Origin of the sequence: Methylomonas methanica (genome assembly GCF_001644035.1) — a bacterium.
GTDB lineage: Bacteria > Pseudomonadota > Gammaproteobacteria > Methylococcales > Methylomonadaceae > Methylomonas > Methylomonas methanica_A.
This window is the reverse complement of sequence record NZ_LUUG01000139.1, coordinates 68,935-85,034: the sequence shown is the minus strand read 5'-3', so window position 1 is coordinate 85,034 and position 16,100 is coordinate 68,935. Positions and strand designations below refer to the sequence as shown.

16 protein-coding genes and 1 tRNA gene are annotated in these 16,100 nt (G+C 52.2%); 9 read left to right on the top strand and 8 right to left on the bottom strand.

Features of this window, described 5'->3' with window-relative positions:
- Nucleotides 1–13: 13 nt before the first annotated feature.
- Nucleotides 14–1,309, bottom strand: a complete 1,296-nt coding sequence (gene tig / locus A1332_RS24435) for a trigger factor (RefSeq protein WP_064010977.1) — start codon at nucleotides 1,307–1,309, stop codon at nucleotides 14–16.
- Between the two features lie 107 nt (nucleotides 1,310–1,416).
- Nucleotides 1,417–1,500 (bottom strand) — tRNA-Leu (locus A1332_RS24430).
- Between the two features lie 69 nt (nucleotides 1,501–1,569).
- Here A1332_RS24430 and A1332_RS24425 point away from each other — a divergent pair.
- Nucleotides 1,570–2,028: a DUF192 domain-containing protein gene (locus A1332_RS24425; RefSeq protein ID WP_064010976.1), complete on the top strand. Its 459-nt coding sequence runs from the start codon at nucleotides 1,570–1,572 to the stop codon at nucleotides 2,026–2,028.
- A 4-nt stretch (nucleotides 2,029–2,032) separates the two neighbouring features.
- On the opposite strand, the gene topA is transcribed toward A1332_RS24425, so the two are convergent.
- Genes topA through A1332_RS24405 form a run of 4 tightly spaced genes read right to left on the bottom strand, consistent with a single transcriptional unit; the run spans nucleotide 2,033 to nucleotide 7,032 of the window.
- Nucleotides 2,033–4,354 (bottom strand): type I DNA topoisomerase, encoded by a 2,322-nt coding sequence (topA, locus tag A1332_RS24420; protein WP_064010975.1) that lies wholly within the window; start codon nucleotides 4,352–4,354, stop codon nucleotides 2,033–2,035.
- A 16-nt stretch (nucleotides 4,355–4,370) separates the two neighbouring features.
- Nucleotides 4,371–4,838: a DUF494 family protein gene (locus A1332_RS24415; protein WP_020482932.1), complete on the bottom strand. Its 468-nt coding sequence runs from the start codon at nucleotides 4,836–4,838 to the stop codon at nucleotides 4,371–4,373.
- Nucleotides 4,839–4,846: 8 nt separating this feature from the next.
- Nucleotides 4,847–5,944, bottom strand: a complete 1,098-nt coding sequence (gene dprA / locus A1332_RS24410) for a DNA-processing protein DprA (RefSeq protein ID WP_231886687.1) — start codon at nucleotides 5,942–5,944, stop codon at nucleotides 4,847–4,849.
- Nucleotides 5,945–6,000: 56 nt separating this feature from the next.
- Nucleotides 6,001–7,032: a LysM peptidoglycan-binding domain-containing protein gene (locus tag A1332_RS24405; protein WP_064010974.1), complete on the bottom strand. Its 1,032-nt coding sequence runs from the start codon at nucleotides 7,030–7,032 to the stop codon at nucleotides 6,001–6,003.
- A gap of 325 nt (nucleotides 7,033–7,357) precedes the next feature.
- On the opposite strand from A1332_RS24405, the gene def reads away from it, so the two are divergent.
- The 8 genes from def to rpsI all read left to right on the top strand — a co-directional run bounded on the left by def (nucleotide 7,358) and on the right by rpsI (nucleotide 15,037).
- Entirely contained in the window at nucleotides 7,358–7,861 is a 504-nt protein-coding gene (def, locus tag A1332_RS24400) for a peptide deformylase (RefSeq protein WP_064010973.1), read from the top strand.
- A 13-nt stretch (nucleotides 7,862–7,874) separates the two neighbouring features.
- Entirely contained in the window at nucleotides 7,875–8,801 is a 927-nt protein-coding gene (gene fmt / locus A1332_RS24395; RefSeq protein WP_064010972.1) for a methionyl-tRNA formyltransferase, read from the top strand.
- Nucleotides 8,798–10,093, top strand: coding sequence for a 16S rRNA (cytosine(967)-C(5))-methyltransferase RsmB (gene rsmB / locus A1332_RS24390; RefSeq protein ID WP_064010971.1), 1,296 nt, complete (start codon nucleotides 8,798–8,800; stop codon nucleotides 10,091–10,093). The genes fmt and rsmB overlap by 4 nt, the downstream gene beginning before the upstream one ends.
- On the top strand, nucleotides 10,068–10,634 hold the full coding sequence (locus A1332_RS24385; protein WP_033194154.1) for a DUF4390 domain-containing protein: 567 nt from the start codon (nucleotides 10,068–10,070) through the stop codon (nucleotides 10,632–10,634). The genes rsmB and A1332_RS24385 overlap by 26 nt, the downstream gene beginning before the upstream one ends.
- Nucleotides 10,616–12,772 (top strand): sensor histidine kinase, encoded by a 2,157-nt coding sequence (locus A1332_RS24380; RefSeq protein ID WP_064010970.1) that lies wholly within the window; start codon nucleotides 10,616–10,618, stop codon nucleotides 12,770–12,772. Before A1332_RS24385 ends, A1332_RS24380 begins: the two co-directional genes overlap by 19 nt.
- Nucleotides 12,769–14,130, top strand: coding sequence for a sigma-54-dependent transcriptional regulator (locus tag A1332_RS24375; RefSeq protein WP_020482940.1), 1,362 nt, complete (start codon nucleotides 12,769–12,771; stop codon nucleotides 14,128–14,130). The genes A1332_RS24380 and A1332_RS24375 overlap by 4 nt, the downstream gene beginning before the upstream one ends.
- A 73-nt stretch (nucleotides 14,131–14,203) precedes the next feature.
- The gene (gene rplM / locus A1332_RS24370) at nucleotides 14,204–14,632 is read left to right on the top strand and encodes a 50S ribosomal protein L13 (RefSeq protein WP_020482941.1); all 429 of its coding nucleotides are present in this window, start codon (nucleotides 14,204–14,206) and stop codon (nucleotides 14,630–14,632) included.
- A 15-nt stretch (nucleotides 14,633–14,647) separates the two neighbouring features.
- Nucleotides 14,648–15,037, top strand: a complete 390-nt coding sequence (gene rpsI / locus A1332_RS24365; protein ID WP_020482942.1) for a 30S ribosomal protein S9 — start codon at nucleotides 14,648–14,650, stop codon at nucleotides 15,035–15,037.
- A gap of 71 nt (nucleotides 15,038–15,108) precedes the next feature.
- Here rpsI and A1332_RS24360 read toward each other — a convergent pair whose 3' ends face one another.
- Both A1332_RS24360 and A1332_RS24355 read right to left on the bottom strand, forming a co-directional pair.
- Entirely contained in the window at nucleotides 15,109–15,621 is a 513-nt protein-coding gene (locus A1332_RS24360) for a DUF2380 domain-containing protein (protein WP_064010969.1), read from the bottom strand.
- Entirely contained in the window at nucleotides 15,618–16,070 is a 453-nt protein-coding gene (locus tag A1332_RS24355) for an SRPBCC family protein (protein ID WP_064010968.1), read from the bottom strand. Before A1332_RS24355 ends, A1332_RS24360 begins: the two co-directional genes overlap by 4 nt.
- Nucleotides 16,071–16,100: the final 30 nt, after the last annotated feature.

The following is a 16,100-nucleotide window of genomic DNA, read 5'->3' as shown; positions in this document are numbered from 1 at the left end:
TAGCCCTCATTCGTTACTGTTTTTCCATGACATCATCAAAACCAACTGTTACGTCGGTGATTTTAGCCTGACTGACAATCCATGCAACCGCTTGATCCTCTAAGACCATCTGCTGCACATCATTTAGACGGGCCTTGTCGGCATAATACCAGTTCACAACGTCTTCAGGGCGCTCATAACTCTTCGCCATGTCATCAATTACCGCACGAACTTTATCGGCATCGACCTTGATGTCATTTTTTTGAATGATTTCACCCAGAATCAAGCCCAAGGCCACTCGGCGCTTGGCCTGACCTTCAAAAGCATCCCTTGGCAAATTCAGGTCTTCCAGTTTCAAACGCATGTTTTTCGCGCGTTCGGCGTAAGGTTTCATCAACGCTTGAATTTCTTGATCGATCAATGCGTTAGGCATCGCTATCACGATGTTTTCGTATAAGGCGTCCATCACCGCATTTTTTAACTTGTTTTTCAGACCTTGGTTCAGTTCTCTTTCCATGTTAGCCCGAACATCGCTGCGGAAACTGGCCGCATCGCCGTCTTCAACACCGTAAGCTTTGATAAATTCAGCATCGACGACAGGTAAAACCGGCTCTTCGACCTTAACCAACTCGATCTCAAACTCGGCGACCTTGCCGGCTAATTTTTCGCTGTTGTACTGCTCTGGGAATGTCACTGAAAAGGTTTTGCTTGCACCGGCAACCAAGCCTTTCAGTTCGTCTTCAAAGCCGGGAATCATTTGTTTGCCGCCGATTTCGACCTGGTAATTTTCGACCTTACCGTCGGTAAAATTCTCGCCATCTGCCACACCGGAGAAATGAATGGTAACTCGGTCAGCATCCTGCGACGGACGCTCGACAGTGTTCCAGGTTTTCTTTTGCTGACGCAGTTTTTCGATCATATTATCGACATCGGCCTCCTCCACAGCTGCGGAAGGACGATCCACTTTCAAGTCGCTAACGCCGTCCAGAACGATCTCGGGATAAACCTCGAACTCGGCGATGTATTCAAAACCTTCGGTTTTCTCGGTCGGGTGGATATGTGGATGACCGGCGGGGTTCAAATCCTGTTGTTGCAGCGCTTCGAAATAAGTTGATTGAATCAAGTCACCGGTGACTTCGTTTCTAACTTTATCGGCGTAAAGCTTTTTCACCATGCTCGCCGGCACTTTACCCGGACGAAAACCGTCCACTTTGACTTCGCGAGCGAGTTTTTTAAAGCGAGTTTCCATTTTTTCCTGAACCACGGCATCAGGAATGCTAACAGTCATTTTTCGGCTTAACTCTGATGTCTTCTCGACAGAAACTTGCATTGCACTACCTCAAAAAATTAAAGATACGGTTTTATATTTTGGGAGACCTGCCGGCGATGTTTAAATCTGGGGAACTTAAGGTCGTATCGTTACGAATAACGCAGAAATGGTGCGAGCGGGGAGACTCGAACTCCCACGGGGTTACCACTGGAACCTAAATCCAGCGCGTCTACCAATTTCGCCACGCTCGCTAAATAATTGAACGCGGCATTATAATCAGCCACACCTTCAAAGACAACCATATATTCCCGACGCCTCGCATGCACCCAGTTCTTTTACGCGCTATTTTCCGCACCGCTTTGCTTCTAACACTGAATAGCAGGGACGCTTCAGCGGACACGTTCACCGAGTTCAGCCACGCAATCACGTTTGTAGAGCAGCAACGTATTGTCTACGCGGCTATTGCCTCTAACGAAAGCGAGCGTGAACACGGCTTGATGTTTCATAAGACGCTTGCAGAAGACCAAGGCATGCTGTTTGTGTATCCTGACCAGACGCAACGCGCGTTGTGGATGAAAAATACCTTGCTGGCGCTGGATGTGGTGTTTTTATCTGGAGACGGTCGGATTGTAGCTCTGTTAAAGGATCTACAACCCTGCACCAAAGATCCTTGCAGAATTTATGATTCCAAAACGGCGGCCAGATACATGTTGGAACTGCCCGCCGGCTTTATCGACAAACACGCAATCAAAGTCGGCCAAACAGTAACGCTACATTAGAGACTTACGCCGGTCCGTTTACGTCGTCCGGATCGCCCTCATAAGGCGTTGCGTATTTGCACTCTTTCTGCGGACAGACTTTTTCGGTCCCGCGGCGTTTGGTGGTTTTCAAGGTCAAAATCGGCCAATTACAATCAGGGCAACTTTCCTTGATCGGCGCATCCCACAAGGCATAATCGCATTTCGGATATTCCGAACAGGAATAAAAAATCTTCCCGCTACGCGCCTTGCGCTTCAGAATCGCGCCATTTTTACATTGCGGACATTCGACGCCGGTGTCGCTTGGTTTTTCCAAAGGCTCGATGTGCTTGCATTTCGGATAGGCGCTGCAACCGACAAACTTGCCATACTTGCCAGTCTTTATAACCAGCGTCGACTCGCACTTCGGACACACTCGCCCTTCCACCACTTCCGGTTCGGCGGACGCCGCACCGGCATTGTCATCACCCAGATTTCGAGTGTAGGAACAGGTCGGATAATTAGTACAACCGATAAATCGACCGTTACGCCCTAAACGAATCGACAGCGGACTGCCGCATTCCGGACATTTTTCGTCGATACTTTCCTGCGTGACGTCCTTACGCTGTACACTTTCTTCCTTCTCGTTGATCAATTGCGTGAACGGCCGCCAAAAGTCGTTCATCAACGGAATCCAATCCTTCTCACCGCGCGACACTGCATCCAGATCGTCTTCCAGATTGGCCGTAAAACTGTAATCGACGTATTTCGTGAAATGTTCGGTCAGGAATTTGTTGACGATGCGACCGACATCGGTCGGGTAAAACCGCTTGTTGTCGATCGTCACATATTCGCGATTTTGCAGGGTCGAGATAATCGTCGCGTAGGTAGACGGCCGGCCGATGCCGTGTTCTTCCAAGGCTTTGACCAGACTAGCCTCGCTGTAACGCGGTGGCGGCTCGGTAAAATGCTGGGTTGCGGCGATATCATTCAACACCACCGGCCGCCCTTCTTCCATCGGCGGCAACAAGCTGTCCTGATCGTCAGCGGCTTCCTTGCTGTCGTCCACGCCTTCCAGATACACCTTCATGAAGCCGGGATTGGTCACCGTGGAACCGGTGGCGCGAAATACGTTTTTATCGCTGCCGCAATTCAGATCGACAGCCACCTGATTTAACGTGGCATGAATCATTTGGCAAGCGACGGTGCGCTTCCAGATCAAATCGTAAAGCTTGAATTGCTCTGCACTAAGCCTATTTTTCACCTGCTCAGGCAAGCGCTGCACCGAAGTGGGCCGTATCGCCTCGTGAGCTTCCTGAGCGTTTTTAGATTTGGTCTTGAACCGGCGCGGTTCTTTAGGCACATCGTCAGCGCCATACTTCTCGGCGATCAGCGCGCGAATATCGGCAAGCGCCTCTTCGGCCAGATTCACAGAGTCGGTACGCATATACGAAATCAAACCGACGGTTTCGCCGCCCAGATCGATGCCTTCGTACAACTGCTGCGCGACCATCATCGTGCGCTTGGTAGTAAAACCCAGCTTCCGGGCTGCTTCCTGCTGCAAGGTCGAAGTGATAAACGGGGGGGCAGGATTCTTACTGCGTTGTTTCTTCTCCAGCTTGGCGACAATCAACTGGCCGTCAGCAGCATCCAGCAAGCTTTGTTTGACTTGGCTGGCTTGCGCTTCATCGGTAAAACTGAACTGATTCAGCTTTTCACCATTGAAATACGTGAGCTTGGCTTTGAACGGCAGCCCTTGCGCGTTGGCTTCAGCGGTATGCGACCAGTATTCACGGGTCTTGAACGCCTCAATCTCCATCTCGCGTTCGACAATCATCCGCAAGGCCGGACTTTGCACGCGGCCGGCAGATAAGCCCCGACGGATTTTCTTCCACAGCAACGGCGATAAATTGAAACCGACTAGATAATCCAGAGCGCGCCGCGCCTGTTGCGCATTGACTAGATTGTTGGATAACTCGGTGGGATGAGCGATGGCTTCGGTAACGGCTTTTTTGGTGATCTCATGAAACACCACACGCAGCACTTCCTTGTTTTTTAACAGCTTTTTTTCCTTGAGATGCTCGAACACATGCCAGGAAATCGCTTCACCTTCGCGATCAGGGTCAGTCGCTAGATAAAGTGTATCGACGTTTTTTATGGCTTTGCCGATCTCTTGCAGATGGCGCTGGTTTCGATCAATCACCTGATATTTCATCGCAAAACCATTTTCTGGATCGACCGCCCCCTCTTTGGGAATCAAATCGCGGACGTGACCGTAAGAGGCCAGAACCTGGAAGTCCTTACCCAGATACTTTTCTATGGTTTTGCATTTTGCCGGTGACTCTACAATGACTAAACTTTTGCTCATGCTGTCCGTAGAAAAATCAATGTAAAGAAGTAGGTATTAAATCGTAAACTATGTCTTCCATTCGGGAGAAAGCGGCGCTATCGCCGGGTTGACTTAATAACACCATCAATACAATCCATTTCAATTTATCCAGGGTAATATTCTCGTCTTTCAATGCCATCGCCCGATCAATCGCTATCTCGCGATTAATTGGCGTCAAGATGCCGCTGTGTTCAAGATACATCAAGAAATTCCGGCACTCCATATCGAACACGGAAATTTCCTGGCCGCTAAAAATGCGGAACGAAGAGGAAACCGCCGGTGTGATGCTCTCAATTTCGGCTAAAGACTCCAGCCAATCGAACGCCTTATTGACATCAGGCTGCTGAAAACCCGCATCCAGCAACTCGCTGGCGATGACGGCAGTATCCGGATAGTTATCGCTGTCGCCATCCAGATAATTTTCAAACAGATAAATGAGCACATCGAAAATATCTTCTTTCATTAGAACCTTTATTTGACTCGGAGGTAGCCACCACCGGCAAGCGCGGCAATGTAGCCTTGTAACTCCAGCACCAGCAGCGTCGAGGAAACTTCTTCCGCCGACCAACCGCTTTCTTGCACCAGAGTATCGACCGTTGTGGGACTGTACGGAATCAATTTCAATAGATTTTGCTGCTCCAGGTCAAGCGAAGTCTGCGCCAATTCCGGCTCATCTCGCATATACCTTTGATTATAATGACCTAATTCCTCAAAAATATCTTGCGCGGTTTCCACTAATTTGGCTCCCTGGCGAATTAATGCGTTGCAACCACGCGCCAAAGGGTTATGAATCGAGCCGGGAATCGCAAAAACTTCCCGGTTTTGCTCGAGCGCCAAACGCGCGGTAATCAAGGACCCGCTTTGCTGGGCCGCCTCAACCACCAACAAGCCTACGCATAGACCACTGATGATGCGATTCCGCCTGGGAAAGTGATTGGCTTTGGCGTTGGTGCCGGGTGGAAACTCGGAAACCAGCGCGCCCTGCTCGACGATTTGCGTGGCTAATTGTTTATGGCACGCCGGATAAACCCGATCCAAACCGGTACCGGCCACAGCTATGGTTCGTCCATTAACATTCAAGGCACCTTGGTGACTGGCAGCATCGATACCCAAAGCCAAACCGCTGGTCACGGTAAAGCCGGCCTGGGCTAAAGCTTCGGCAAATTGAATCGCGGTGCTAACGCCAACCGGCGAAGGATTGCGGCTGCCCACCATCGCCAATTGCGGCTCAAGCAGCAAGGCCGGATTGCCTTTGACAAACAAAACCGGGGGAGGATTTGCAATTTCTCGCAGTTGCGCCGGATAGTCGGCATCGTCCAAGGTCAATGCATAATTGCCGGCTTGCTCCAACCAGCGAATATCCTCCTCGACCTTTTCCCAATCCGGCTTTTGCAGCGCGTCTATCAATTTCTCGCTGAAACCCAAACCACTTAAAGTGGCTCGCGACGCGGAGAATATCTGTTCGGGCTCAAGATGCGCCAGCAAGCGCTGAATGGCCTGACTACCGATGCCGGGACTGCGCAGCATCGCCAGCCAGTACTTGATTTGCGAATTGTGTGCGGATTCCAAAACAGCTTAAAAAGCAATTCAGAGCGGCTTAAAACATATTGGTGGTAGATAACCCATCAAGGCGTCTGCACTCTATCCAAGGTATGCATCGCGGCAGTGGCCTGCATTACCAAGGCATAGCTGACGCGTTCGAACGGCCGGAACACCATCAACACACCGGCCAGTTCATCCGGCATTTTCACCGCTACAGCTTCCTGAGATTGATACCTATCCACGACGACATGTCCTCTGCGATACACATCTAAAGTGTGCCCTACTTCCAAACCGTCGGCAGTCCCTTTATCAATCACCACCACATCGTGTTGGCCGATCTGCGAAACACCGCCCTTGACCTGAATGATGCTACCCACCACCTGATGATTCGGTGGCCTTGGAAAATAATTCAACGCCAATTCGCCCTCGGAAGTAGGCATCAACCGGTCGCCACGTTGAATTTCCATATCGGATTTATTAATCAACAAGGTAGCCGGATCACCCGGTTCCTGTAGCGTGGTATCGGCGATATATTGCGCTTCGTAGCCCAAAATTTCCTTGGTTACCGGGCTAACGTAAGCTTTGCCCGCCCGGTAGATGGTGTATCCCAAGCCTGGGGGGTTTTCGATGGCCCGGACGTAAACCCCGTCTCCGGCGCCGGCAATCAAATGTTCACCGACAAACCCGATGACATAAGGCGCATGCTGCAACTCTTCCGCCGTTACGACTTTCGGCGAATTCAAGAATTGCACAATCGCATCACTGGGAATCATCTTGATGGCTTGATCAATCTCAGACTCGCGCACTCGCGGCAACAGCTTTTCGTCGTTACCATCCGGCGACAAAGTCAGACTCGGCACGCCGTTTACATACGAAAAGTACAGCGTGTCGCCCGGGTAAATCCAATGCGGATCCTTGATTTGCGGATTGTTATGCCATAACTGCGGCCACTCCCAAGGGTGCTGTAAAAACTTCCCGGAGATATCCCACAAGGTATCGCCTTTAACCACCGTGTACTGATCGGGATGATTGGGGTTTATTTTCAGCTCATCGGCCCAAGCCACTGCGGCAAAAACCAGTGGTATCAATATTCCCAGTATCGCGCGAAAAAACATAATTTATCCTGCCAGAGCTTATAAAACCGTTCAAAATCCGCCAGACGGAGCGTCCAAACGCAAGATCGGCAAACGTCAATACTTTGTGCATCCCGCTTAACCCGACTTGAAACAAATGCGTAAAAAATCAACCATCGATTTGCCGCACAGTTTAGATTAATTCGGGCATTATGCCAGCACGATCCGCTCCAGCCTAACCCCAGCCGGCGTTGCAATGAGCCTTTAAACGCCCTCAGCATACACCAGCCGTATTTAGTCATCACGTTCAAACCCGGGCCAATTTCGGATAAAATCGCACTATTACAGTTAGCAAGTGGAGTGATGGGTGAGTATTCTTACAATTCTGGAGTTTCCCGATAAACGGCTGCGCACGGTCGCCGCCGAGGTGGACACAGTCGATGACGGCATCAAGACCTTGGTCGACAACATGATCGAGACCATGTATGCCGCCAAGGGAGTAGGCTTGGCCGCAACTCAGGTAAACGTGCATAAACGCGTCATAGTAATGGATGTCAGCGAGAACAAGGACGAACCGATCTGTCTGATCAACCCGCAAATCATCGAGCGCGACGGTGTTGAAGAATCCGAGGAAGGTTGCCTGTCGGTACCCGGCTTTTTCGAAAAAGTCAGCCGCGCCGAACATATCAAAGTCAAGGCACTAAACCGCGACGGCGAAAGCTTTGAATTGGCAGCGAGTGAATTGCTGGCGGTATGCATTCAACATGAAATGGATCACCTGGAAGGCAAGCTGTTCGTCGACTATCTCTCAGCCTTCAAACGCAACCGCATCAAAGCCAAGCTGGATAAAATTCACAAGTCGCAAGGCTAATTAAGGACATCCCATGAAAATCGTGTTCGCCGGTACGCCGGATTTTGCGGTTCCCACCTTGCAGGCCCTGCTGGATTCACCGCATCAAGTCTGTGCGGTGTATACTCAGCCCGACAGGCCAGCCGGACGCGGCCGCAAGCTGACCGCCAGCCCGGTTAAGGAACTGGCCGTAGCCGCCAACATTCCGATTTATCAGCCGGAAAACTTCAAAAGCCCCGAAGCAATTGCGCAATTAGCGGCACTGGATGCCGATTTAATGGTTGTCGTGGCTTACGGTATAATTCTGCCGCAAGCGGTATTGGAGATTCCCAAACACGGCTGCATCAATGTCCATGGCTCGCTATTACCGCGCTGGCGCGGCGCGGCGCCGATTCATCGGGCCGTAATGGCCGGCGATACCAAAACCGGCATCACCATCATGAAAGTAGTCAAAAAACTCGATGCCGGCGACATGCTTTATAAAGCCGAATGCCCAATCAGCACCGACGCCACCTCCAGCAGCCTGCACGATCAATTGGCGCAAATGGGCGCCGAAGGGCTGGTTAAAGTGGTCGACCAGATAGCCAATGGGTCGCTGCAAGCCGAACCGCAAGACGAAGCCCTGGTTACTTACGCCCACAAACTGGAAAAGCAGGAATCGAACTTGGACTGGCAAAACTCCGCGGTAGAACTGGATCGTCAAGTACGTGGTCTGAACGCCTGGCCGGTGGCACAAACCCTCTATCAAGGCCAAGTGTTGCGCGTCTGGCGCAGCCAGGTGCTTGATAAAACCGCCGAGCAAGACCCCGGCACCGTCAGTTGCGCGGAACACGCGCTGGACGTAGCGACCGGTAACGGCGTACTGCGCCTACTGGAAGTACAACTCCCCGGCGGCAAACGCATAGCCGGCAAGGATTTTATGAATGCCCACCCCTCCGACCGCGTCATGCTTGGCTCATGAATCTGCGCGGCTGTTCGGCACAGATCCTCGGCCACGTCCTCAACGACGGTCAATCGCTTACCGCCGCGCTGGAACACGGCCTAGCTAAACTCAAGGACAGCAAAGACCGAGCTTTCGTCCAGGCCTTGTGCTACGGGGTGATCCGGCATTTTTACGCATTGGATTTTATGCTGGGCCGCCTGCTCAGCAAGCCACTGAAGCAAAAAGACGGCGACATTAAAGCCTTGCTGCTGATCGGCCTGTATCAACTGCAACACATGCGGGTTAAATCGCACGCCGCCGTGTCGGAAACGGTAGCCGCCACCAGCCACAAACCTTGGGCTAAATCCTTGGTGAACGCGATACTCAGACAATATTTGCGCGATGCCGAAACCTTGCGGCAGACCTGTGCCGGGGACAGTCAGGCCCACCACAATCATCCGGACTGGATAGTCGATTTGCTCAAGCATGATTGGCCGGAGCATTACGAAAAAATCCTGCACGCCAACGATCAAGCGCCGCCGATGGCTTTGCGCGTCAATCTGCAGCAAGGTAGCCGAGCGGCCTATCTGGACGAACTCACCGCGCAAGGCATCGCCGCCCTACCGGTAGATTGTTGCGAGACCGCGATAAGGCTGGACCAAGCCTTGGCCGTCGAGCAATTGCCGGCGTTTACTCAAGGCCGCGTATCGGTACAAGACACGGCCGCGCAACTGGCGGCGGAACTGCTCGACGCGCAACCCGGCCAGCAGGTGCTGGATTTATGTGCCGCGCCGGGCGGCAAAACCGCCGCCATTTTGGAGCGCCAACCGGCCTTGGCCAGCCTGTTGGCGGTCGATGTCGATCAACAACGTCTGCAACGCGTTACGGACAATTTACAGCGTTTAAACTTGCACGCCGAGACCTTAGCCGCCGACGCCAGTCAGCCGGCGTTGTGGGCTAACAACCGCCAATTTGATCGGATACTGCTGGACGCCCCCTGCTCCGGCTTCGGTGTGATCCGCCGCCATCCCGACATCAAGTTGCTGCGTCGCGCGGACGATATTGGTGTACTGCAAGCTTTGCAAGCCAAGATTCTCGCTAAGGCCTGGCAATTACTGAAACCGGGCGGCATCTTGCTGTATGCAACCTGCTCTGTGTTGAAACAGGAAAACGAAGCGCAAATTGCCGCATTCCTTGCCGAACACGCCGACGCCAGCGAAATTCGCATCGACGCGCATTGGGGCATTGCGCGGCCACACGGCCGGCAAATCATCACCGGCGACCGGCAAATGGACGGCTTTTATTATGCCAAGCTTCATAAAGCCGCTTAGATACGGGATATTGATGCTTTGCCTGCAACTTGCGCCAGGCCTTGTTAAAGCCAGCGATTACGCCGCGCGCATCGATTACGCCGAGTTGCAACATACCGATCACGGTTATACCGTGCAAACTCATATCGATTACCGGCTCAGCCCGACCGCCAAGGAAGCGTTACACAAAGGTGTGCGACTGACCTGGGAGGTAACGATAGAGCTGCGCCAGCCCGGCGTGCTGTGGGACACGAGAATCCATAACCGCAAGCTGACTTACAGCCTACAATTCCATGCTTTGCTGAATCAATATGTGGTGCAAACTCCATTCGACCGCAGCGAAATGTTTTTAACCTTGAGCGCCGCGATGAATTTCATGGCGGCCGTGCACGACAGCACGCCAATTCCCGCCGAACTCTTGTCGGCAGATAAACCCTACCTGTTAGCGGTAAAAACCCAGTTCAACCGCGAACTGCTGCCGATACCGCTGCGTCCGGTCGCCTATCTCGATAACCGCTGGTTTCTCTCTAGCGTTTGGTACACATGGCCTATTCAAAAATAAAACTACCGGCCAGCGCCACCATCATTCTGCTGTTCGGCTTCGTATTGCTGTCGCTGCAATTGATGAGCAGCGCCACCCAGGAATCGTCGGAGCTCGGCGAAATGTATTCCTGGCTGTTGGTGATCAACACGCTGGGATCGGTAATTCTGCTCGGCTTGGTCGCTTTCAACGCCTATTCGCTGGTACGAGAGCTGAAGAAAAAAGAAGCCGGCTCCCGGCTTACCACGCGCATGGTGTCCTTGTTCGTCTTACTGGCTTTGGCGCCCGCCGCCATCGTGTTTTATTTCTCCGTGCAATTCCTACATCAAGGTATAGACAGCTGGTTTAATGTGGAAATCGATCGGGCCATGGACGATGCGCTGGAGTTGAGCCAATCCTCGCTGAATCAACGCATGACCTGGCATATCAAGCAAACCAAGCAAATGGCCGATCAACTCCGCGACAAATCGGAAGCTTTGATTGCCATGGAAGTCGGCTCGCTGTGGGCAGACTCCGGGGCGCTGGAGATTGCGGTATTTTCCAACCAAGGCCGGGTATTAGCGTCCAGCAGCGTCAATCCCAGCGATATTCTTCCGCATCTGCCGGACGAGCAAATCTGGCTGTTGCTGCGGCAGAATAAGGAGTATTTTGCTTTCGACCCCGGCGATAACGACGAAATGCTGGTGCGTATCATCGTCGCTATCGAAGCGGATCAAAGCCGATTTTTGCAAGTCTTGTTTCCGATTCCGGTACGGGTAACCGACCTGGCCGACTCGATAGAATTTGCCTTCATTCGTTATCAGGAAATGAACTTCCTGCGCGACTCACTGAAGACCAGCTTCTCCCTGATCCTGTTGCTAGTGTTACTGCTCAGCCTGCTGGCGGCCATTTGGGTAGCCTTTATCAGTATCCGCAACATCGTCGCACCGGTTAAAGAGCTAGTAAAAGGTACGCAAGCGGTCGCCGATGGCGATTATCAGCAGCAACTGCCGGTAATGAATCAGGACGACCTGGGCTTTTTAGTGGAATCTTTCAATCAGATGACTCGTCGCATAGCCCGCTCCCGTGACGAAACGCGCGCCGCCGGCCTGGAGGTGGAAAACCAGCGTGCCTATCTGGAAACCATCCTGGCAAATCTGACTGCCGGCGTGATCAGTTTCGACGCGGCCTTTTACATCCGCACCGCCAATCAAGCCGCCTACCGGATTTTGCATATCCCGGTCAGCCACTTTGTTGGGGAGACGTTGCCGACCCTGGCGACCATGCACAGCGAACTGGCCGATGTACTGAATGCAATCCAAAGCCTGTTGGAAAAAGCCGACGATATTTGGGAGCAACGCATCGTGTTTCTGGGACCCAATGGGCGCCAAGAACTATTGTGTCGGGGTACGCCGCTGTTCTCGCAGCATGGCGCCCGTACCGGCGCGGTCGTGGTATTCGACGATGTCACCGACCTGATTCAGGCACAAAAAAACGCGGCCTGGGGCGAAGTGGCACGGCGTCTGGCGCATGAAATTAAAAACCCGTTGACACCGATTCAACTCTCGGCCGAGCGTTTGCAGCACAAGCTCTCCAAGGAATTGCAGGACGGTTCCGCCGTGTTTCTGCAACGCGGCACCCGCACCATTGTCCAGCAGGTGGAAGCGATGAAACGCATGGTGGACGATTTTTCCGAGTACGCCCGCCCGTCCAAGAAACAGGTGGAAAAAATCAATCTGGTCGATTTGATTCAGGAAGTCATGGCCTTGTACCTGCCATCGGGCATCATTTTCAGTACGGCATTCGCCAGTGACAGAGTGTTGGTCGAAGCGGATCCGGTCAGCCTGCGCCAAGTGCTGCACAATTTGATCAAAAACGCCCAAGAGGCCACCACGGTGCCCTGCCGCATCGAGATCAAAATCGCTAAAGTCAGCCGCAACAACACCGACTATGTTGAATTGGGCATCTACGATAACGGCAACGGCCTGAACGCGGAACAGCTTGAAACCATATTTGACCCCTACGTGACCAGCAAGGCCAAAGGCACCGGCCTGGGCTTGGCCATAGTCAAAAAGATTGTTGAAGAACATGGCGGGGTGATTTGGGTGGATACGTCTTATAATGACGGCGCGGGGTTTTTACTCCAGCTGCCGGTTTTTGAATTTGGGAACTTTAAATGAATAAGCAAGCACCGTATATTTTGGTGGTCGATGACGAACAGGACATTCGTCAATTGGTGTCGGAAATTCTCGAAGATGAAGGCTACGACGTCGCTATGGCGGAAAACGCCGCAGAGGCCAAAGCCCTCAAAAATCAGCGCCCGCCTAATCTGATCCTGCTGGATATCTGGATGCCGGACAGCGACGGCATCACCCTGCTGCGGGAATGGGTTAGTGAAGACGACGCGCTGTGTCCGGTAATCATGATGTCCGGGCATGCCTCGGTGGAGTCGGCGGTGGAAGCGACTCGACTTGGTGCTTACGACTTTTTGGAAAAACCGCTGTCGCTGGCCAAGTTGCTGTTGATCGTAGAACGCGCGTTAGAGACCAGTTCCTTACAGCGGGAGAACGCCGGCTTGAAACAACAGCTGATGATAGGCGTGGATCCGGTCGGCAAAAGCGCGGTGGTGGAACGCACCAAGGACAAATTAAAACGCTTGGCGCAGCACGACGCCCGCGTGTTATTCGTCGGCGAAGCCGGGGTCGGTAAGGAAATGTTCGCCCGCTATTTGCACAACAACAGTTCGCGGCGCGATGGCTCCTTTGTTGACGTGTCAGTGGGCAGTATCTCGCCGGAAAACTCGGCAGTGGAATTTTTCGGCCGCGAAGATAATGGCCGGGTTTACCGGGGCCTCCTGGAACAGGCCCATCGCGGCACGCTATTTCTGGGCGAAATCGGCGGCATGGACCCGGAAACCCAAACCCGCTTGCTTAGCGCGCTGGAATCCAGCTCATTCTTAAGGGTTGGTGGCAGTCAGGCGGTTCGCGTCGATGTGCGCGTCGTCGCGTCTACCCGCATGTCCTTGGAGGAAGAAGTCAACAGCGGCCGCTTTCGTCAGGATCTTTATTACTTGTTGAATGTGGTGACGCTGGAAATTCCGCCGCTACGCGAACACAGTGAAGACGTGCCCAGCTTATTGAATTTTTACGTCGATCATTTCGTCACCCAGGAAAAACTGCCGTTCCGGCGTTTCTCGATGGCGGCGCAAAATTATTTGCGTAATTACAGCTGGCCGGGTAATGTGCGCGAATTGCGTAATCTGGTACAGCGCCTGATGATACTCGGTGCCGGCGACGACATTGAGCTGGACGAAGTAAAAACCGCCCTTGGATCGATTGCCGAACAACCCAAGCTGGGCCTGAATGTACCTGAGTTTTTCAATTTGCCGCTCAAGGAAGCTCGCGACCATTTCGAAAAATCTTACCTGGAATATCATTTCGAAAAAACCGGCGGCAGCGTCGCCAAACTGGCATCGGCTATCGGTATGGAACGTACGCATTTATACCGAAAACTACACTCGCTGAAAATTAAGCTTTAATGGGACTTGAAGTTAACGGCCCTATTAAGTACAATTCACGGTTTTTATAGCCTCAACAGACTAAAAAGCAAAGATGAAAACATTTAGTGCAAAGCCCGCAGAAGTTAAGCGCGATTGGTACGTGATTGATGCAGAAGGAAAGACATTAGGTCGCCTTGCTACTGAAATTGCACGACGTCTTCGCGGAAAACACAAACCCGAATTCACACCACACGTTGACACCGGCGATTACATCATCGTCATCAACGCCGAAAAAATCGGCGTTACCGGCAACAAAGAAAAAGACAAAATGTACTACCGCCACACTGGTTATGTCGGTAACATGAAGTCGGCTTCTTTGGGCAAGTTAAGACAAACTTTCCCGGACCGCATCATCACCACCGCCGTACAAGGCATGTTGCCCAAAAATCCATTGGGCCGTGCAATGTTCAAAAAATTGAAAGTTTACGCAGGTTCTGAGCATAATCATCAATCTCAGCAACCTAAAGTTTTAGAATTCTAAGCAGGTAGATAGTTTATGGCAGCTCAATACTACGGAACAGGTCGTCGCAAAAGCGCAATAGCTCGCGTCTACGCCACCATCGGTTCAGGAAAATTCACTATCAACAAACAACCTGTTGAACAATATTTCGGTCGCAAAACCGACGAAATGATTGCCAGACAACCCCTGGAGTTGTTGGGTAAAACCGGTGATTTCGACATCAACATCATCGTGACCGGCGGCGGCCCATCAGGCCAAGCTGGCGCTATCCGTCACGGCCTGACCCGTGCACTGATGGTTTTCGACGAAACCTTGAGACCGTCACTGAGAAAAGCCGGTTACGTAACTCGCGACGCTCGTGAAGTTGAACGTAAAAAAGTCGGCTTGCACAAAGCCAGAAAACGTCCTCAATACTCAAAACGTTAAGCGTTTCTTATTGGGAACAGAGAAAAGCCGCTACTCAGCGGCTTTTTTTGTGCCTGTCGAAACCCGCCAAACTACTTAACGCTATCCGCGGCAAGCGTAGCCCTGATCTTTCCTGCCAAGGTATCGATGCCATGCTGAGTGACTTTCTGATGACTCCCCTTCAATTCGATGTCGTAACTCGCTACCGCCGCTCGCTTCTTCACGTCGATCAAATACACCCACAGATACGAAAACAAAAAGCTAGGCTTGCTGTGCTGACTAACCAGCACCCAATCAGCACCCTGCCGCCGACCTAAATCCGCCGCCAAATCGTGAAACCGGAACAAATAGCCGAAACTGGCGTTGGCGGCTTTCTGGGTAGCGGCATCGACAAACGCGATTTGATAAGTACCCAACCGGCTTAGAGCTTCGATTAATAAAGGCGCCATACTGGAAGTGCGGGTTATTTCCGCCGGCGTGTTCGGCAGCGAGGTGATGTCGTTCAATTCAAAATCCAAAACCGCTATCTGCGGCGCGGCATTGGCCGCCGTGGAGAAAATAGCCGCAGCCAACGACAAGTATTTTATTGATCGGACGCTAGTCATAAAGCCTCCGATGCCGAACTTGACGCTGCTGACTCCAGCAAATCCCACTCCAATCCAGCTACGCCGTCCGTTATAGCCTGATGCACAAAATCGAGCAGTTCCTGGCTTACAAGCTCCGCGTCAATCTCCACCATCCATTCCACAACGCTACCGCCATCAACCGTTTCCCCAACCGTCACCGTGCCCAGATAATGACTCACCCCAAACGGCGATTCGATGCGGTTGTATTGAAAACGCCGGTGACAATGATCGATTAGCTCGACTCTGTCCGTCATTTCCCCGCCCGCCGCCAACGTCAAAATTCGTAGGGCGCCGACGCCATCCCCTATAACACGACAAGCAGCAATCACTGGAAACCATCGTTCCAGACCGCCGATACCGGCTATCGCCGACCACACTGTTTCAGCCGGCATAGCCATGGTTTTGCTTATAGTCACTGTTTTAAGCATCTTTGATCTCCCAATTAAACTGATTTAGAA